The sequence below is a fragment of the Trichocoleus sp. FACHB-262 genome, from assembly GCF_014696035.1.
GTDB lineage: Bacteria > Cyanobacteriota > Cyanobacteriia > FACHB-46 > FACHB-46 > Trichocoleus.
In genome coordinates this window covers 217,945-235,277 of sequence record NZ_JACJPK010000046.1, presented here as the reverse complement: position 1 = coordinate 235,277, position 17,333 = coordinate 217,945, and the positions used below count along the sequence as shown (strand labels likewise).

The following is a 17,333-nucleotide window of genomic DNA, read 5'->3' as shown; positions in this document are numbered from 1 at the left end:
CACACCCAACTCCTATACGCCTCGCCCTAACATCGGTACGGCAAACCAAGAAATCGCGACGCCCAGCGCCGAACCCACGAAAACTTGCACAGGGGTATGGCCTAACAACTCTTTCAAGCGGGCTTCTGTAAACTCGTATTGTTCGTGTAGGACTTCATCAATAATTTGATTCAAAATCCGCGCTTGTTTACCCGCAGCTTGGCGCACACCAGCCGCGTCGTACATCACAATAATGGCGAAGATAAAGGCGATCGCAAACTCTGGTGTAGCCCAGCCTACGATTTGGCCTACGCCAGTTGCCAGAGCTGAAACTAGAGCAGAGTGGGCACTGGGCATACCGCCCGTTTCTACAAGAGCGCGAATATTTAACTTGCGATTTTTGGCAAGTTCAACGATCACTTTTAAGACCTGAGCTACAAGACAAGACACAAGCGCAACGATCAGCACCCGGTTGTCTAGGATGTCGGCAAAGTCCTGCATGTTGGTTTGCTTGGGTTAGAGAACGTCGATCAGATTTTGGATGTTGGATTTTAGATCTAGCACTAGAAAATCTAAAATCCAAAATACGGCAACAAGAGGCTTAATGGGTACGAGCAGTGATGAAGTCTGCGATCGCCATCAGTGGTTGAGCTTTGGCACCGTAGGTAGCCAACTCTGCTTTGGCCGATTCCACCAGTCGCTGAGCCTGGTTCCGAGACTCTTCAATTCCCCAAAAGCTAGGATAAGTAGCTTTTTGAGCTTGTAGGTCTTTGCCTGCGGTCTTACCCAACTCTTCCTGGGTCGCGGTGATATCCAACACATCGTCAACGATCTGAAAGGCTAAACCAATATTTTGGGCATAGCGAGACACTCGTTCCAAATCGGCCTCTGCAGCTCCTGCCAGCAAAGCTCCCGACACCACAGACGCTTCCAGCAAAGCGGCAGTCTTATGGTTGTGAATGAAATTGAGCGTTTCCAGAGAGACATCAGAGCGTCCTTCGGACTCTAGATCTACGACTTGGCCTCCCACTAATCCAGCCGCCCCGACCGCTCGACCTAAACGAGCAATTACTTTGAGAACCTGTTCAGCGGGGACATTGCGAGTTTGCGTGGCAATAAATTCAAAGGCGTAGGCGAGCAGTCCGTCACCTGCCAAGATCGCAATGTCTTCACCATAAACTTTGTGGTTGGTCAACTTACCCCGTCGATAATCATCGTTATCCATTGCGGGGAGGTCATCGTGGATCAGGGACATGGTGTGCACCATTTCTAAGGCGCAGGCGGTTGGCATGGCCATGTCTGCTGTGCCGCCGAGCAAGTTGCAAGTCGCCAGACACAAAATCGGGCGCAAGCGCTTGCCTCCCGCCATCAGGGAGTAACGCATGGCCCCATAAATTTTCTCAGGGTAAACGACCTCGATGGAATGGTCGAGTGCTGCTTCAACCTGAACTTGCCATTCGCTCAGATAGGCTGATAGATCAAAAGGGGATTGCGGTTGGGACAAATGTGTTTCATCAGTCAAGACCATCCCTAGCTCTCTCCTACTCGTCATCTCAGGTTTTCTTCATCACAACTGGTTAGATTGCCAAAGGCTGCGCCATTCAGCTTCTATACATTCTACGGGGCTTGTTGCACGCCTTGATGACGTTGGATATAACTCCACACAGTATTTTGCAACAGCATGGCCACAGTCATCGGGCCAACCCCACCCGGAACTGGCGTAATGGCACTGGCAACAGACTTGACCAAATCAAAGTGGACATCTCCGACTAAGCGGCTTTTGCCCTCGGCATCGGTGACGCGGTTGATCCCCACATCGAGCACGACGGCTCCTGGTTTCACCATGTCAGCCGTAATCATTTCTGGACGACCGACCGCAGCGACGACAATATCGGCATTGCGAATCACTGAAGCGAGCTCTGGCGTTTTGGAGTGGGCGATCGCGACTGTGGCATCGGCTTCGAGTAGCATTAGCGCGATCGGTTTGCCGACCAAAATACTGCGACCAATTACTACGGCATGTTTGCCTTTGGGATCGATTTGGTATTCTTTTAACAACTCCATCACACCTGCGGGTGTGCAACTGCGAAGCCCTGGCTCACTCCGAACCAAGCGACCCAAGTTGACCGGATGCAAGCCATCGGCATCTTTGTCGGGGTCGAGTTGGTTCAGCAGCGCTACACCATCCAAATGCTCTGGCAGAGGTAACTGAATCAGAATGCCATCCACTCGCTCATCATGGTTTAGCGCTTGAATGATTTGCTCTAGCTCTGCTTGGGTCGTAGTCGCAGGTAAATGCTGGCCAAAAGAAGCCATGCCTACATTTGTGCAAGCTTTTTCTTTGCCGCGCACATAGGCAGCACTGGCAGGGTTGTCGCCTACCATCAGTACGGCTAAGCCTGGAGGACGACCATACTGAGACTGAAGCGACTGAATTTGTTGAGCCAGCTCTGCTTGAATTTTTTGGGCGAGAGCCTTACCGTCGATGAGTTGAGCGCCGTGGGATTGCATCAAAGTTTAAGAAACATCTGTAGTCTAAAGCTGTTCCAAACATTTGTATCGATGCTAGAACAGTGGAGTTATTTGCTTTCTTAGTGTCTCAGATTTGGTTCATCCTGTAATCGTCCACTTCAAATCTCACTTCATTAGTTAGGCGATCGCGCGGCCATCTAGGAGTATGTGACCATGCTAGGGAAGATCCAGGCAATTCGACTTAGTGCTTTGCTGCTCGTGGCGGGTGTGGTAGGTTGCAGTCCCTTGCCTCGATCAGGGGCTGGAATGCTCATCCTCAGGCCCAATGTTGATGTGACAAATATTCAGGCATTGCAGCAAGAGCAACAACTGGATCGCGTTGTCCACATCCAAGGCAAGGTAGTACGGCAAGTGCCTTTAGTGCAAAAGCAAGCTTACGAGATTCAAGACCGAACGGGCAGTATCTGGATTGTGACGCAAAAGCAAGCGCCTAAATCCGGTGAAGCGGTATTAGTCAAGGGCAAAGTCCGTTACCAACAAATTCCCATCGGGAGTCAGGATTTAGGAGAAGTGTATGTTGAGGAGCAAACCAAGCTATAGGCTTGCTACCGTGATTCATAATCGCCATGACTACTAATTCAGCCCCATCGGAAAACCAGGCAGTGTCGGGAACTGTCAATGACGCTCGTCGCGCTGTCGCGATCGTCATTCTGCATCGAGACAATCAATTTTTGCTACAACTACGAGATGACATTCCTGGCATTCCCTACCCTGGCTACTGGGCCTTTTTTGGGGGTCACTTAGAACCGGGTGAAACTCCAGAGGAAGCCATACAACGAGAATTACTGGAAGAAATTGGCTATCAACCGCCCGCATTAGCAAAATTTGGCATTTATGCGGACGATAAGGTGGTACGGCATGTGTTTCAGGGACCACTAACGGTTGGGATAGAGGCTCTAGTTTTGGGTGAGGGTTGGGATTTTGGTTTCTTTACCATCGAAGACATTCAACGAGGCAATCGCTACTCAGAAATTGCTCAGCAAGTACGTCCCCTTGGCCCACCCCATCAACAGATCTTGCTCGATTTCCTGTCACATCCGTGCAATCCCTAGTAACGCTCTTGCTTCAGTTCTGCTACAGTTTCTAGAGCCACATAGTTCCAAAGATTCATGAAGTCGCGATCGCCTCAACCGCAACTGGCGAATCTACCAGACTATAAAGTTCGAGAAAGCCATAAAGCGAAGCATGTCAACCTCAAAATCTCGCCTCACCACGGCTTAGAGGTTGTTGTCCCCAAGGGATTTGATCACCGTCGTATTCCCGAAATTTTACAAAAAAAGCAAAAATGGATTGATAAGATTGCTCGGCAATTTGAAGCGCAGCAAGAGTTTTTAACTCCCACTGCTGCTGATCAGGGAGTGACTGAGATTGTGTTACAGGCGATCGCGGAGACTTGGCGGGTGGAGTATGTCCCCACCACTGATCCTCACGTCGTCGTAACGGAAAAGCCAGGACAGCAATTACAGGTGAGAGGGGCTATTACCCAGAAAGACCTCTGCCACAAAGCATTGTGCAAATGGCTCGCTCACAAAGCTCGCACTCATCTGGTGCCTTGGTTACGAACGGTCAGTCAGGAAGTTCAATTACCGTTTGAGCAAGCTTCGGTCAGGGGCCAAAAAACTCGTTGGGCTAGCTGTTCCCAAAACAAGATGATTAGCCTCAACTACAAGCTGTTGTTTCTACCCCCAGAGGTGGTTTGCTATGTGTTTGTGCACGAGTTGTGCCACACCATCCACATGAACCACTCTGCTGCGTTTTGGCAATTAGTGGGCGAAAAAGATCCAAATTATGAGCAGTTGGATGCTGAATTACACAACATTTGGCGTTATGTGCCTGTGTGGGTGGAGCACTAAAGAGGGTGAAGGGGGCGATCGCAACGTTGCACTTTAATGCTCAGCTTGGCGGTCGCACCACAATCGCTCCTTCTAGACTTTATGTACGATCGCACGGTGGCTGTGCATACCCGCCCTTATTCGTCTTGCTCTCGTCTTCCTTCTGCAAAGCTAGCAGAATTTGAAAGCATAGCCGAAGCAAAAAGAGTAGAAATGCTGCTTGAGGATTGAGCCAAGTGGCAGTACCTACTACTGCAAACTCAATCACTTTAAGCCATTGCTTTTTACTAGAAAGTTTCATGGAACTGATGTCCTTGCTTAACTCTCAACAATCTGTCAAAAGTAATCTAGAAGCCTCGTTCAGATAACGACCGGGTACAAATCAAGTTGTGTCCAAGTTAAGATCGCGTGGCTAAAATTAGCGAAAGCTTGGAATGAAGAGATGGCGGAACAACTCGGGCAATCGCTAAGACTATCGGTCGAAGAACAAGCAAAAGCGAACACTGCCTTATCGAAATTTGGTAGCAAACGTGATCTAGCAGCTAGTTTGCAGATGTCTCCGACAACTATCACTAACTTCTTTGCAGGAAGGCTTGTTCAGAGAAAAAAGTTTCATGCCATCTGTAGGAGGCTCAAACTAGATTGGCAACCAGAGCCATCAAAGCAACTCCAAACAAGCATTTCAAATATCGATGTGTTGGTTCAGCAGGTGCGATCGCATATTCATAATCACATCCAAAAATTGCACGGTACGATGCCGCTTTGGGGCGTGGATCATTGGGTACCGTTGGGGGAATTGTTTGTGGATGTCAACATTTTGAAGGAGGTTAGTAGCAGTCGAAAATCAGAACTGGATGACTTATGGCAGGACTTTATTCAGAATCCGAGCTATTGCAATTTAGATCGGATTGGTTTGGGTGCAAAACAGGAACGGGTGCCTGGGTTGCAAGCGTTAGAGAAGGGCACCAATTTGATGGTGTTGGGCAAACCGGGATCAGGAAAGACGACTTATTTACAAAGGATTGTGACCGAGTGTAATGCTGGGAATTTACAGGTACAGCGAGTACCAGTATTGATCAGACTACGAGAATTTATCGACGATGGAAAACCGTTTCAGTATTCGCTGGAGCGCTATATTTCGCATTGCTGGAATATTTTGGAAACGGATGCAAAGTTGATCTTCAGTCAGGGGCGCTCGCTGGTTCTGCTAGATGGGTTAGACGAAGTGACGGGTCCGCCAGGGAAGCAAATAGCCAAGGAGATTAGGCAGTTTGCTCGAACATATCCTAACAGCCAGTTGATTATGACTTGTCGGGTGCAAAGCCCAGAATCTCGGTTTGAGCGGTTTGATTATATTGAAGTGGCAAATTTCAATGAGCCACAAGTGAAAGCATTTGCAGAACATTGGTTCAAGGTAATCGTGGGTGATGAGCCCCTTGGTTTGGAAAAGGCGCAAGTGTTTCTGGGTCAGCTATTTCAGAAAGAAAACAAACCGATTCAGGAGTTGGCCATAACACCAATTCTGCTGAGTTTAACTTGTGCGGTGTTCTACCAGACAGGCAAGTTTTACTCGAAGCGTTCCAAACTCTATGAGGAAGGGTTGGAGCTCTTGATGAAGACATGGAACAAATCACGGGAAATTGAGCAGGATAAAATTTACCGAATTTTATCGGTGGAGCAGAAAATTGAGCTATTGAGTTATTTGGCGGTAAAGAAGCTTGAGCAGCAGCAATATGTACTGTTTGAGCAGGAAGAGATTGAAGGATATATTTCAGAGTTTCTAAATATTTCGAGACGGGATAGCCATAGCGTATTGAGAGCAATTGAATCTCAACATGGATTATTGATTGAGCGGTCACAAAAGGTATGGTCATTTTCTCATCTGACATTTCAGGAATTGCTTGCAGCCAAGTATTTTATTGCTAATTCAACTTGCCCGAGAACATTAGAAAAACTGCTGTCTAATATATTTCAAGCCAATGGGCTTGAAGTTTTTGCATCAATTTCTGAGCTGTCAAAAAATATTGATACCTTAGTCAAACTGATGAAATACCAGATTGATCATCTTTTGGCAAACGACTTTGAATCGCAAGCACTTCTTGATTGGGCAGAAAAAAAATCCTGTTCTGTTCTCACTGACTACGATCTGGTGGCATTAAGAGCATTTTATTTTGTTCTACCCTTAGAACGTGCGTATGAAACCAATTTTGAAACAGCTTTTAAGCTTGCTCGTAGCCTTGAACCAAACTTCAGCCAAATCCACAGTTCTATAAATACTGATAATGAGATTTTGATTGATTTCAATCTTGGAACAATCTGTTATCTCACTCTCGAATTTACTTCTTATCCAAATTGCTCTTTTTCAAGAGATATTGATTTGCAGCCATACTGTCAACTCAACATTGATTCTGCTCTGAAAGCACAACTACAAATACTTCAAAGCCAGAAGCCTGTTCGTAATGGCAATGATGGAGAGAAGTTTGTCGACTGGTGGAAAACAACTGGTCGAAGTTGGGGCAAACAAGTAAGAACTAAAATAGCTTATTATCATAATCTTAATTTTGATTGGAAGTTCGAAGAAGAACAAATAGAAAAGCTAAATTTCTATCATGATGCTAATAAGCTGCTAGTTGATTGTCTAAACATCGGCAACGTTAGCTTGGAGGTTACAGCAGAGATTATGAAGACCTTATTGCTGCCAATTATCGAAATTGAAAAATACCAATATGAAAAAACCGAATAAGGTGCTCTTAACTTTAATTCATCTTCAAAAGTTAACTAATTCGGTTGGAAAGATTTTATCTAGTGCGATTGCCCAATTATCAAATCCAGGAATTGCAACCGTTTTATTTCGCAAGAAAATTTGCTTTTGTGCGTAGCCAAAATTACCTTGTAAATCTTGGTAGGGTTGTCTATAAACCTCTAAGCAACTTACAACTAAATTAAAAATCCAATAATGTTCAATCTCAGATTCCGCATAAAGCGCTAGCTTCACTTCCTGATCGTACTTGAGTGTAGAATCAGAAACTTCTGCTACTAGCAAAATATCGACGGGTTGGGGATGTTTCGATAAGTAATCATCAGAGCAATTTCGAGCAATCACAACATCTGGTTCTGGCTCACTATTAGGCATCAAAAGAATAGGTTCCTGACTTCGGACAATTGCCTTGCCTTGCAAGAGGACAATGAGTTGTTGAATCAATCGGGTTGTGCAGACAGTATGAGCAGTTCCCTTAGCAACCATCTGCATCAACTCTCCACGAATTAATTCAATCCGGTCCATTTCAGTCAAGAACCCCAGCTCAATTAGCTGATGATATTCCTCTAAAGTGAAGCGCTTAGGTGTAACCGCAGTGATAGGAGCCATCACAAGCAACCGATAATGCTTTTGATTCTCAGTGTAGCCAGTTTAGAGGTAGCGATCGCCCTTTAATTACGCTTGATTACAACGAGGGGGAAACCCTTGCGCTAAAGTCAGTAAAGGCTAGTGCGTATTGTTGAATTTATGACCGTGTCTCCCGCTGCATCTGCTGTTCCTGACCCTACCAATGGCTTACCAGAGCGATTAGCCAAGCACACCGTTCGCTACGCCGACCACCGCTCTGTGAATCGGGAAGAGTTGACCCCGATGTTTCGGCAGTATGTGGATGTGAAAGACCAGTATCCCCATGCCATTCTGCTGTATCGAGTAGGCGACTTCTTTGAGTGCTTTTTCCAAGATGCGATCGCTGTGGCGCGGGAATTGGAACTGGTGCTGACCAGCAAAGAAGGGGGCAAAGAGGTGGGGCGGGTGCCGATGTCTGGGATTCCTCACCATGCCCTCGATCGCTACTCTGCTCAGTTGGTGGAGAAGGGCTACGCGATCGCCATTTGTGATCAAGTAGAAGATGCCTCAGAAGCGCAAGGATTGGTGCGACGGGAAGTAACCCGTGTCCTCACACCTGGCACCGTCATCGAAGATGGGATGCTGAATGCCCGTCGCAACAACTTTCTAGCGGCAGTTGTGATTGCGGGTAGCCATTGGGGATTAGCCTACGCCGATATTTCCACAGGGGAATTCTTAACCGCGCAATCAAGTGAACTAGATCAACTGACACAAGAATTGATGCGGTTGCAGCCTTCAGAAGTTTTGCTTCCTACCAATGCCCCAGATTTGGGTGGGCTGTTGCGTCCCGGCGAAACCTCCGAACATCTGCCTGATTGCTTGCCAACTCAGTTTTGCTACACGCTGCGATCGCAAACCCCGTTCACGATTGGGGAAGCCAAGCCTCGGTTGATGCAGAAATTTAAGGTGCGATCACTGGAAGGGTTGGGTTGTGAACATTTGCCTTTGTCTATTCGTGCTGCTGGTGGCTTGCTGGAGTATCTGGAAGACACTCAGAAGGAAACTCAGATTCCGCTGCAACTTCTTCGCACCTACACGCTGACCGACTACTTGATTCTGGATCATCAAAGTCGACGCAATTTAGAAATTACCCAAACTGTTCGCGATTGCACGTTTCATGGCTCTCTGTTGTGGGCTTTGGATGAGACAGTAACAGCGATGGGTAGCCGCACGCTGCGTCGCTGGTTGCTACAACCGTTACTAGATATAAAAGGGATTCAAGCTCGACAAGATACGATTCAAGAATTGGTAGAGAACGGCGCTCTAAGGGAAGATTTGCAGCGCTTACTACGCCAAATTTACGACTTGGAACGCCTTGCAGGACGTGCGGGTTCTGGGACGGCGAATGCACGGGATTTGGTGGCTCTAGCCGACTCTTTCGAGAAGTTACCAGACTTGGCCAGCTTGGTGGCGACTGCGCGATCGCCCTACCTCAAAGCTTTACAAACAGTACCCCCGCTCCTGGAGAAGTTAGGGGAAAACCTGCACGCACATTTGGTTGATTCGCCACCGCTGTACCTGACAGAAGGCAACCTAATTCGTCCGGGTGTGGAGCCACAGTTGGACACCATGCGTCAGCAGTCAGAAGACGACGTGCAGTGGCTGAAAGATTTAGAGCAACAGGAAAGAGAGCGCACAGGTATTCCGACGCTGAAAGTTAGCTACAACAAAACCTTTGGCTACTACATCAGCATCTCCCGCGCCAAGGCCGAACAAGCGCCCAAAGATTACATCCGCAAGCAAACGCTGACCAACGAAGAGCGCTATATCACGCCAGAGCTGAAGGAACGCGAAGCTAGGATGCTGACGGCGCAGGAAGACCAAAAACGGCTGGAATACGAAATTTTCTTAGGATTGCGATCGCAAGTTGGCGAACAAGCTGACTTGATCCGCACGGTGGCGAAAGCGGTGGCAGCGGCAGATGTGTTGTCTGCGTTGGCAGAGATTGCGGTTTATCGTGGCTATTGCCGTCCTAAAATGGCTGCGGGTCGAGAAGTCACTATCGTTGAGGGTCGCCATCCTGTGGTGGAGCGATCGCTACCTGCGGGCTTTTTTGTGCCAAATTCAACCGAGTTAGGACAAGAAGCCTCAGAAGCAGCGCCTGATTTAGTGATTCTGACTGGCCCCAATGCCAGTGGCAAAAGTTGCTATTTGCGGCAAGTGGGACTAATTCAATTGATGGCGCAAGTCGGTAGTTTTGTGCCAGCCCAAGCAGCCACGTTGAGTGTGTGCGATCGCATCTTCACCCGTGTGGGAGCGGTGGATGATCTAGCCACAGGTCAATCCACGTTTATGGTGGAAATGAACGAAACGGCGAATATTCTTAATCACGCCACGCCGCGATCGCTGGTTTTATTGGATGAAATTGGTCGAGGCACCGCGACCTTTGATGGCCTCTCGATCGCTTGGGCCGTGGCTGAGCACTTAGCTAGCGAAATTCGCGCCCGCACCATTTTTGCCACTCACTATCACGAACTAAATGAACTCGCTTCTATCCTGTCTAATGTGGCGAATTATCAGGTAACGGTGAAAGAGTTGCCCGACCAAATTATCTTTCTGCATCAAGTGCGGCCAGGAGGAGCCGATCGCTCTTACGGCATTGAAGCAGGTCGTTTGGCAGGTCTCCCAGCTTCAGTGATTCAGCGGGCTAGACAGGTGATGAGCCAGATTGAAAAACATTCCCGGATCGCGATCGGACTACGCAAAGGAAGCCAAGTAGAAAATGCGAGTCGAGAGAAAAACGGCAAATCCTCAACGACTCAACCAACTGAACAACTGGATATTTTTGGTGCTTAGTTCTGCAATTTTTTGACTTCTTTATAAACACTCATGCCAATTTGAAGCGCCTCATTCAGCAGTTGGCCATACTCGCTAGCTTGACTGTTGACTTCTAATGTTCTCAAGGTGAGGAGATTATTTTCAATATTGGTAAATAACTCATGACGACGGGCAATAAAGCTTTTGTGCTGTCGCAAAATTTTTTCGGTCATCAAGGCACAAATCAAACTTTCTCTAGTCACTTGAAGCACCTGTAGTACCTCATCGCGATTAATTAAATTAGCAGGCAAATGTCCAACCGCTGCCAATTTATCAATAATCTCAACTGCCTTAATGACTTCGTTATATTTATCGACTTCATCTAACAGCTTTGCTAACGGAGCTAAACTTTTTTGCTTATTCCATAAGTAAAAATTCCACCCCAACATGAGGACCCCAGCTACACTCAGATTAATTGTGAGAAACTGTAAAGCTCGATGAATTTCCCCCATTCCTGGAGTTGGGTTCTGTGTCAGGATAAAGCCAATGGGCAGAGTAAAAACTAGAATCAAGACAAAAACAGAAATTTCTGTCAGGAAAAAGAAGAAAAGTTTTTTAGAATTTCGCCATACAGAAGGACGGTAAGTGCCACCAAAAATTCCTCCTACGAAAATATCGTTAATATCTAAACCACTTAAAGTTTCTAGCTCTCCTTCGTCAATTCTTAAATCTTTGGGATCAGATTGCATGGTGGCATAGCCCTTAGCCTGATTAATTATCTGTATAGTTTGATTGTCAAAGGAAATTATAGTTTTAATTCATTAAAATCTCTAACAGTGATTGAATCACACTGAGATAGAAATTGCCCTCACGCGGGCGAAACAGCTCAAAGGCTTGTCCGGGAGCGCCGAAGAAAGGGCGTAGTGTCCAAGCTAGTTGGCAACCGACAAACGCATATAGACCCAACCAGAAACGTAGGATATTCGTACGAGTTTTGGCTGCTGAGTCTAGACCTTTATTAGATTTTTTGCTTAACTTCTGGTCGGCATCTACTACAACAAAATCACCTTCAACATTGTCTGCAACTGGAGCAGACAGAGCAGTTTCTAGCTGCTCAGATTCAGGTCGCATAATTTGATAGAGATAGGAGATGCCGATGAATCCTGTGAGAGCAAAAATGATTACATTTAATAAAATAAAAAACTGATAGTTACGAATTGTAATCAAGAAAAATAATGTTACAGGAGCAAAACTAAACAACAGTACAGCTGTAATAGAAATCGCTGTGAGTAATAGTGCTAAATTTTGTCCAATACTTTGTTTGGAGCCAAAAAAGGCATTAAAAAAGTAAAGTGTTGGCAAACAAATGATTAGTGTAATTAGATAAAGAGCAGGCAACTTGATTGCAGAGGCAAGAACTTGGAGTGGGCTGGCAAAAGCTCCAATAATTCCCCCATAAATCGCCAGAAAAATTGAACTCGAAACTAGTAAAGCCGTAATCTTAGTTTTGAGGCGAGCTTTGTGATGAATCTCCTCAACAAAGTTTTCGCGATCGCGCAGCAGCGTAATTAATACGGTGAAGTAGTTCATATTGTTATGCCAACCAAAATCAATCCTGTAGTACGTAGCCTAATTGCTTCTAAAATCTAAAATCAACGCAGACCTAAAACTTCTAAAATTGATTGAATTACGTTCAAGTAGAAGTTTCCCTGCATATCTCGAAACAGCTCGAAGGGTTCTCCTGGTGCGCCAAAGAAGGGGCGTAGTGTCCACCCTAGCTGGCTGCCCACAAAAGCATAAAGAATCAGCCAAGACTGCAAAATTTGTGTGCGAGTTGCTTGCCCTGCTGAATCTTGAGGCGATAGCGCTTGGAGACCGTGATAGAGAAAGTTGATTCCTAAAAATCCAGTGATTCCAAAAATTACGACATTGAGTAGCTTGAAGAACTGATAGTTATTAATTGTCGCTAGGAAAAAGAGGGTGACTGGAGCAAAGCTAAATAGCAAAATGCTAATAATTGCCGCTGAACCTAGCAAAACTACAAAGTGTTGGCCCAAAGCTAGTTTGGAGCCAAAGATGATGTTGAAAAAGTATAGAGTTGGCAGACAAATAATCAGGGTAATCAGGTAAAGTGCTGGTAGTTTTACTGCAGAAGATAGCGCTTGCAAAGGTCCAGCAAAAGCACCAATTACCGCTCCGTAAATGGCAAACAAAATAGAACTGGAAATTAGCAAAGAGGTGATTTTGCTATTAAGCCGAATTCCCTGACGCACCTCATCAATAAAATCTTTGCGATCGCGTAGCAGTGTAATCAGCACCGAAAAGTAGTTCATAAACTCACCCGAAAGGGGGGTTCGCCTAACTACACAAGTGTTGTTGCCCATTACGGAAAAGCTGAGGCTGGTTGATAGAGATTACAGCACCAGCTCGGCCAAGCCCAAATAGTAAATACCTTCAGGGGTAATTTCAAAGCGGCAAGGCAACACTTCTAGCCCTTGAGCGACTGCTTCCCGCAAAAGTTTGCCATAGGCAGGATCGCGATCGTCACCGGGGGCAAAGTGCGTACAGTCTCCCCGATTGATGAAATAGAGCATAACGGGTCGTACTTCTGGAAGCAGCGCCGCCAATTCACGAATATGTTTTTGGCCCCGTGTTGTGACCGTGTCTGGGAAGCGCACCAAGCGATCGCCTTCGCACCAGGTTGTGCTTTTTACTTCCAAATAAATCGGGCGCTCTAACTTCTCACCCGTAAGCAAAAAATCCACTCGACTTTTTTCTTGGCCATAAGCCACTTCCAAGCGAATGTCACTATAGTCTCCGAGTTCGGGAATGAGTTTCTTTTCTAGGACTAGCTTGATAATGCGATTGGGCATGGCAGTATTGACTCCTACCCAAGTCGGCCCATTTTCGTACACCTCAATCAATTCCCAAGTGTAAGGCAGTTTTCGTGTTGGGCTGTCACTGCGCGATACATACACCGAGCTACCCGGTTTGGAAATGCAGCTCATCGGCCCTGTATTGGGACAGTGAGCCGTAATCACTTCACCGTTGGTCAACTCGATGTCTGCGAAGAAGCGTTTGTAGCGCTTGAGGAGAATGCCGGGGTAAAGCGTCGGATACTGGTAGATTAAAGCGGTCATCTGTATGAAATTCGAGTGAACTGCCACTTTGACGCTGGTTCACTTTTCGCAACTTCATCATCTTGACATAGGCTGACCAGTTTGCTGCTTTGCGCTGGAGTCGAGCTTTCATTGCTTTCGCGGCCAGAGCATAGCCCCCGTCTGCACCATCTATAAAATGCACTTGCTGTCCATTACGCTCAAACACCAAGCAGGTCATGAGGGCGCGATCGGACAGGTGGATTCCGTGCACCAACTTGCCCGCTTTGTATTGAGCTTCTAGATAGCTATTCAGTTGCTCCCGCTGGTCGGCAGTGCCCGCAATCACCATCCGCAGCATGTCATCAAACTTGCGGTAATCTGTGGCTGCTGTGACGATCTGTTTGTAAGCACCCCAATCTACGTCACCCACCTTAGTTTCAAATTCCATGAAGGACCAGCCGAGAAAATTTTCTAGCTTTTCCTTCAGCAAGTACATCTGCTGGGGTAGCCAAGCTTGAGAGGTGGCCCGTGCTTTTGCTTCCGATAACAAGTTGGAATGCTGGAACGAAAGCTGAAGACTCTTGGCAGCAACCGGATGTAAATCTGCATCCTCGCCAAAAATTTCTTGGATTTTTTGAATAACGGTTCGGTAGGTCAGGTATTGCTCTTTTTTGGAACCCATTGCCAGCACCAAAATGCTGAGCACTTCGCCCCGCTGGTTAGGAATATCTTGCCAACGGCACTCCAGACCCGAAAAATCAGGCTGTAGTGGTTGAGTTGAGGGTTTTAGCTGATAAGGATTATTCGGGATATCCTGCTTCACCATCTCAGTAGCGCAAGTTAAACCCCCGCCTGTAAATATTCCTTGGCTGTAGTTTTCTGAGACTTGCAACTTGGCTACTTTAATTTCAAAGCCAGCAGCCAAAACGTCGGTAACTGGAACCAGCCCTACTCTGAGATCTAAGTCAAATCTTGTTTTAGCAGCCTGTTGCGTCGCTAGTAGGGCTTGCTTCGTCTGATCTAGCAAAGCGGGGGGGATCAAAATAGAAGCTCCGTCACCCCCAAAGACAAAGGGAATCTCGGCAGATTTAGCGACGTTGAGCACCGCCACAATTGAGCAAGCACCCAACAGATTGACATCTTTATAACGCCCTGCTTCTATGGCCTGGGTCGAACCCACAATATCTGTAATCACCACATGCCAGTCGTGGGGCAAATCCACAAAATTGTGCGGCTGGGTAATCTCGATAAACTCCTTGAGGCGCGGGAGCTGGGCATAAAATTGCTCGGTGCTCATAGGCTAACTCTGCCTTGGTTTCCGTATAGTGGCATGACTTAAGCACCCTGAAGAACTGCCTGAAACAGTTCCGCATCTCCAAAGCTTGAGTGAACTCAGTTGTTAAGCTCTTTGGGTTCGGCTGCAAGTTTGGAGATGCGATCGCTAGATCTGTAGATGAATTCAGTATGACTTTGTTTTATCAGTTCTTGTAGTGAATCTTTGGCCTAAGTTACTACGCGAAATCGCTGAGTAGTCTGTAAACCATTTACTAGAACTGTTCGCTGCAAGCATCCTTATAAGGACTGTAGTAGGGACGGCGGCGTTCCATAAGATTGATCCGGGCGGAACTGGCCGATTCGCGATTAAATAGGGGATGCACGTTCGTTATTTGTAACTATTCGTGTCTGAAACTAAAAAGCCTTCTCGTTCCCTCGCTGGAATTGCTGGGATTGTGGCCGTTGCCACGATGATCAGCAAGGTATTTGGATTGGTGCGTCAGCAAGCGATCGCCGCTGCTTTTGGGGTGGGTCCTGCCGCTGGAGCTTACAACTTTGCCTATGTGATTCCAGGGTTCTTGCTGATTTTGTTGGGTGGCATCAATGGCCCCTTCCATAGTGCGATCGTCAGTGTGCTTTCCAAGCGCAAACAAAGCGAAGTCGCTCCCATTGTCGAAACGATCACAACTTTGGTCGGTGGGCTGCTCCTACTAGTCACCATTGGATTGATCGTGTTTGCCGATCCGCTGATGCATTTGGTGGCTCCCGGTTTATACATCAGCCCGGAGGTGGCGCAGGCGCAAGGGGTGAATCCAGAGCAATTTCAAGTATTGACTCAAACTAGAGCGATTGCCGTCCAGCAGTTTCGGATTATGGCTCCGATGGCGTTGCTGGCTGGGTTGATCGGGATTGGCTTTGGCACCCTCAATGCCTCCGATCAATATTGGCTACCCTCCATCAGCCCTTTGTTCTCTAGTGTGACCGTGCTGATCGGGATTGGCGTCTTGGCATTCCAGCTTGGCCCTCAAATTACTACCCCCCAGTATGCCCTGCTCGGAGGAATTGTATTAGCTTGGGGAACCTTGGCGGGTGGTGTCTTGCAATGGCTAGTGCAATTACCAGCACAGGCACGAGCGGGTATGGGTGGACTAAGGCTGCGCTTCGACTTCCATCGCCCCGAAGTCAAAGAAATCATCAAAATTATGGGGCCAGCAACCTTTTCCTCAGGCATGATGCAAATCAATGTCTGGACGGATTTATTCTTTGCTTCGTTTTTGCCCCAAGCGGCAGCGGCAGTATCAGCTTTAGGTTACGCGGGGTTGTTGGTCAACACGCCTCTGGGCATTCTTTCCAACATGATTTTGGTGCCCTTGATGCCTGTGTTCTCTCGGCTCACCGATCCGGCAGACTGGCCCGAACTGAAAGGGCGAATCCGTCAGGGTTTGTTGCTGACTGCGGTAGCTATGCTGCCTCTGAGTGCCATCATGATTGCGCTGGCGTTTCCCATTGTGCGGGTGGTGTATGAACGCTACGCTTTCGATAAATCCGCCTCCCACCTTACAGCTTCTCTCTTGATTGCCTATAGCGTTGGCATGTTTGTGTATTTGGCGCGGGACGTTCTGGTGCGGGTGTTCTACGCTTTAGGAGACGGAGACACTCCCTTCCGCATTAGCATCGTTAATATCTTTTTGAACGCGGTCTTGGACTTCTTGTTAATCAAACCTTTTGGCGCGTCTGGTCTAGTCTTAGCCACAGTTGGGGTTAACGTCACCTCCAGTATTGCTCTATTGGTGATTCTGCATCGCCGTCTACATGGCTTGCCTTGGCGAGAGCTGGGTTGGCCGATTTTAGGTCTGAGTTTGGGTAGCGCGATCGCGGGAGGATCTTCCTGGGCAACGCTACGAGCCTGCGAGCACTTTCTGGGTACCGAAGGCATCATGACTCAACTGCTAGAACTCACTACAGCTGGTTCAGTCGGCTTAGCAGTATTTGCCCTATTTGCAACTCAGTTACGGTTGCCAGAAGTGGATTTATTTATCGATCGCATTCGCCAGCGCTTACTGAGGCGCTAAGCAACAGACCATAACTCACGACAAAGGGCACGCTAGGTGCCCTTCACTTTTTAGACCTAAAGCCGATCTTGGTACTTTTCTAGGAGGTCCATGAGCGTGACTTGGCACTGCATGGGCAGGAGATCGAGCAGAGGCACTTCACGGCGGCCACCGCCCAGCTTAACTGACATGCTGCTGAGGATTTGCTGCACTCGGTTTTCATTCACTGAACTGGAGGTGAGCAAAGGATAGAGTTCCTCTGCCAAGGGAGTGCTGAGGTGAGCATCGCTTAAGTAGAGGTGCCACTTGGCAATATCCATGTAGACATTTTCGCCAATATCAGCGGCGAGGGCTTCTAAAAGCTCGGTTGTATTGGTTTTTGCCATGATAATGATTTCCTAAATGCAAAATGGGGGCTAAA

At 47.3% G+C, this 17,333-nt stretch carries 17 protein-coding genes; 6 read left to right on the top strand and 11 right to left on the bottom strand.

What is annotated here, in order from left to right; genetic code table 11:
* Positions 1-12: 12 nt before the first annotated feature.
* The 3 genes from H6F68_RS10130 to folD all read right to left on the bottom strand — a co-directional run bounded on the left by H6F68_RS10130 (position 13) and on the right by folD (position 2,490).
* The gene (locus H6F68_RS10130) at positions 13-480 is read right to left on the bottom strand and encodes a divergent PAP2 family protein (protein ID WP_190438748.1); all 468 of its coding nucleotides are present in this window, start codon (positions 478-480) and stop codon (positions 13-15) included.
* Between the two features lie 100 nt (positions 481-580).
* The gene (crtE, locus tag H6F68_RS10125) at positions 581-1,507 is read right to left on the bottom strand and encodes a geranylgeranyl diphosphate synthase CrtE (protein WP_190558613.1); all 927 of its coding nucleotides are present in this window, start codon (positions 1,505-1,507) and stop codon (positions 581-583) included.
* Positions 1,508-1,596: 89 nt separating this feature from the next.
* Positions 1,597-2,490, bottom strand: a complete 894-nt coding sequence (folD, locus tag H6F68_RS10120) for a bifunctional methylenetetrahydrofolate dehydrogenase/methenyltetrahydrofolate cyclohydrolase FolD (protein WP_190558611.1) — start codon at positions 2,488-2,490, stop codon at positions 1,597-1,599.
* A gap of 174 nt (positions 2,491-2,664) precedes the next feature.
* Here folD and H6F68_RS10115 point away from each other — a divergent pair, with 174 nt between their 5' ends.
* Genes H6F68_RS10115 through H6F68_RS10105 form a run of 3 tightly spaced genes read left to right on the top strand, consistent with a single transcriptional unit; the run spans position 2,665 to position 4,364 of the window.
* Positions 2,665-3,051, top strand: a complete 387-nt coding sequence (locus H6F68_RS10115) for a hypothetical protein (protein ID WP_190552914.1) — start codon at positions 2,665-2,667, stop codon at positions 3,049-3,051.
* 26 nt (positions 3,052-3,077) lie between these two features.
* Positions 3,078-3,563 carry an NUDIX hydrolase gene (locus H6F68_RS10110; RefSeq protein WP_190558609.1) on the top strand — a complete coding sequence of 162 codons (486 nt, stop codon included), beginning with the start codon at positions 3,078-3,080 and terminating at the stop codon, positions 3,561-3,563.
* Positions 3,564-3,620: 57 nt separating this feature from the next.
* Positions 3,621-4,364 carry a M48 family metallopeptidase gene (locus tag H6F68_RS10105; protein ID WP_190558607.1) on the top strand — a complete coding sequence of 248 codons (744 nt, stop codon included), beginning with the start codon at positions 3,621-3,623 and terminating at the stop codon, positions 4,362-4,364.
* A gap of 79 nt (positions 4,365-4,443) precedes the next feature.
* On the opposite strand, the gene H6F68_RS10100 is transcribed toward H6F68_RS10105, so the two are convergent.
* Positions 4,444-4,644 (bottom strand): hypothetical protein, encoded by a 201-nt coding sequence (locus H6F68_RS10100; RefSeq protein ID WP_190558605.1) that lies wholly within the window; start codon positions 4,642-4,644, stop codon positions 4,444-4,446.
* A 141-nt stretch (positions 4,645-4,785) separates the two neighbouring features.
* Here H6F68_RS10100 and H6F68_RS10095 point away from each other — a divergent pair, with 141 nt between their 5' ends.
* Positions 4,786-7,086 (top strand): NACHT domain-containing NTPase, encoded by a 2,301-nt coding sequence (locus H6F68_RS10095; protein WP_190558603.1) that lies wholly within the window; start codon positions 4,786-4,788, stop codon positions 7,084-7,086.
* Positions 7,087-7,110: 24 nt separating this feature from the next.
* Here the strand turns inward: H6F68_RS10095 and H6F68_RS10090 are convergent, their stop codons facing one another.
* Positions 7,111-7,710, bottom strand: a complete 600-nt coding sequence (locus H6F68_RS10090; RefSeq protein ID WP_199300011.1) for a Uma2 family endonuclease — start codon at positions 7,708-7,710, stop codon at positions 7,111-7,113.
* 138 nt (positions 7,711-7,848) lie between these two features.
* Here H6F68_RS10090 and mutS point away from each other — a divergent pair, with 138 nt between their 5' ends.
* Positions 7,849-10,524 (top strand): DNA mismatch repair protein MutS, encoded by a 2,676-nt coding sequence (gene mutS, locus H6F68_RS10085; RefSeq protein ID WP_190558601.1) that lies wholly within the window; start codon positions 7,849-7,851, stop codon positions 10,522-10,524.
* On the opposite strand, the gene H6F68_RS10080 is transcribed toward mutS, so the two are convergent.
* The 5 genes from H6F68_RS10080 to H6F68_RS10060 form a co-directional block, all read right to left on the bottom strand.
* Positions 10,521-11,234, bottom strand: a complete 714-nt coding sequence (locus tag H6F68_RS10080) for a hypothetical protein (RefSeq protein WP_190558599.1) — start codon at positions 11,232-11,234, stop codon at positions 10,521-10,523. The genes mutS and H6F68_RS10080 overlap by 4 nt on opposite strands.
* 64 nt (positions 11,235-11,298) lie before the next feature.
* Entirely contained in the window at positions 11,299-12,075 is a 777-nt protein-coding gene (locus tag H6F68_RS10075) for an actin-binding WH2 domain-containing protein (protein ID WP_190558597.1), read from the bottom strand.
* A 62-nt stretch (positions 12,076-12,137) separates the two neighbouring features.
* On the bottom strand, positions 12,138-12,818 hold the full coding sequence (locus H6F68_RS10070) for an actin-binding WH2 domain-containing protein (RefSeq protein ID WP_190558595.1): 681 nt from the start codon (positions 12,816-12,818) through the stop codon (positions 12,138-12,140).
* Between the two features lie 81 nt (positions 12,819-12,899).
* A complete protein-coding gene (gene sfsA, locus H6F68_RS10065) occupies positions 12,900-13,625 on the bottom strand; it encodes a DNA/RNA nuclease SfsA (protein ID WP_190558593.1) in 726 nt (241 codons plus the stop codon).
* A complete protein-coding gene (locus H6F68_RS10060; protein ID WP_190558591.1) occupies positions 13,528-14,883 on the bottom strand; it encodes a DUF3095 domain-containing protein in 1,356 nt (451 codons plus the stop codon). The genes sfsA and H6F68_RS10060 overlap by 98 nt, the downstream gene beginning before the upstream one ends.
* Positions 14,884-15,265: 382 nt before the next feature.
* Here H6F68_RS10060 and murJ point away from each other — a divergent pair, with 382 nt between their 5' ends.
* Positions 15,266-16,933 carry a murein biosynthesis integral membrane protein MurJ gene (murJ, locus tag H6F68_RS10055; RefSeq protein ID WP_190558589.1) on the top strand — a complete coding sequence of 556 codons (1,668 nt, stop codon included), beginning with the start codon at positions 15,266-15,268 and terminating at the stop codon, positions 16,931-16,933.
* A gap of 56 nt (positions 16,934-16,989) precedes the next feature.
* On the opposite strand, the gene H6F68_RS10050 is transcribed toward murJ, so the two are convergent.
* Positions 16,990-17,298, bottom strand: coding sequence for a DUF3181 family protein (locus H6F68_RS10050; protein WP_190558587.1), 309 nt, complete (start codon positions 17,296-17,298; stop codon positions 16,990-16,992).
* Positions 17,299-17,333: the final 35 nt, after the last annotated feature.

Excerpts from the sequence above, each read along its gene's own strand:
- H6F68_RS10130 (WP_190438748.1), bottom strand. The coding sequence starts at position 480 with ATGCAGGACTTTGCCGACATCCTAGACAACCGGGTGCTGATCGTTGCG.
- crtE (WP_190558613.1), bottom strand. The coding sequence starts at position 1,507 with ATGGTCTTGACTGATGAAACACATTTGTCCCAACCGCAATCCCCTTTT.
- folD (WP_190558611.1), bottom strand. The coding sequence starts at position 2,490 with ATGCAATCCCACGGCGCTCAACTCATCGACGGTAAGGCTCTCGCCCAA.
- H6F68_RS10115 (WP_190552914.1), top strand. The coding sequence starts at position 2,665 with ATGCTAGGGAAGATCCAGGCAATTCGACTTAGTGCTTTGCTGCTCGTG.
- H6F68_RS10110 (WP_190558609.1), top strand. The coding sequence starts at position 3,078 with ATGACTACTAATTCAGCCCCATCGGAAAACCAGGCAGTGTCGGGAACT.
- H6F68_RS10105 (WP_190558607.1), top strand. The coding sequence starts at position 3,621 with ATGAAGTCGCGATCGCCTCAACCGCAACTGGCGAATCTACCAGACTAT.
- H6F68_RS10100 (WP_190558605.1), bottom strand. The coding sequence starts at position 4,644 with ATGAAACTTTCTAGTAAAAAGCAATGGCTTAAAGTGATTGAGTTTGCA.
- H6F68_RS10095 (WP_190558603.1), top strand. The coding sequence starts at position 4,786 with ATGGCGGAACAACTCGGGCAATCGCTAAGACTATCGGTCGAAGAACAA.
- H6F68_RS10090 (WP_199300011.1), bottom strand. The coding sequence starts at position 7,710 with ATGGCTCCTATCACTGCGGTTACACCTAAGCGCTTCACTTTAGAGGAA.
- mutS (WP_190558601.1), top strand. The coding sequence starts at position 7,849 with ATGACCGTGTCTCCCGCTGCATCTGCTGTTCCTGACCCTACCAATGGC.
- H6F68_RS10080 (WP_190558599.1), bottom strand. The coding sequence starts at position 11,234 with ATGCAATCTGATCCCAAAGATTTAAGAATTGACGAAGGAGAGCTAGAA.
- H6F68_RS10075 (WP_190558597.1), bottom strand. The coding sequence starts at position 12,075 with ATGAACTACTTCACCGTATTAATTACGCTGCTGCGCGATCGCGAAAAC.
- H6F68_RS10070 (WP_190558595.1), bottom strand. The coding sequence starts at position 12,818 with ATGAACTACTTTTCGGTGCTGATTACACTGCTACGCGATCGCAAAGAT.
- sfsA (WP_190558593.1), bottom strand. The coding sequence starts at position 13,625 with ATGACCGCTTTAATCTACCAGTATCCGACGCTTTACCCCGGCATTCTC.
- H6F68_RS10060 (WP_190558591.1), bottom strand. The coding sequence starts at position 14,883 with ATGAGCACCGAGCAATTTTATGCCCAGCTCCCGCGCCTCAAGGAGTTT.
- H6F68_RS10050 (WP_190558587.1), bottom strand. The coding sequence starts at position 17,298 with ATGGCAAAAACCAATACAACCGAGCTTTTAGAAGCCCTCGCCGCTGAT.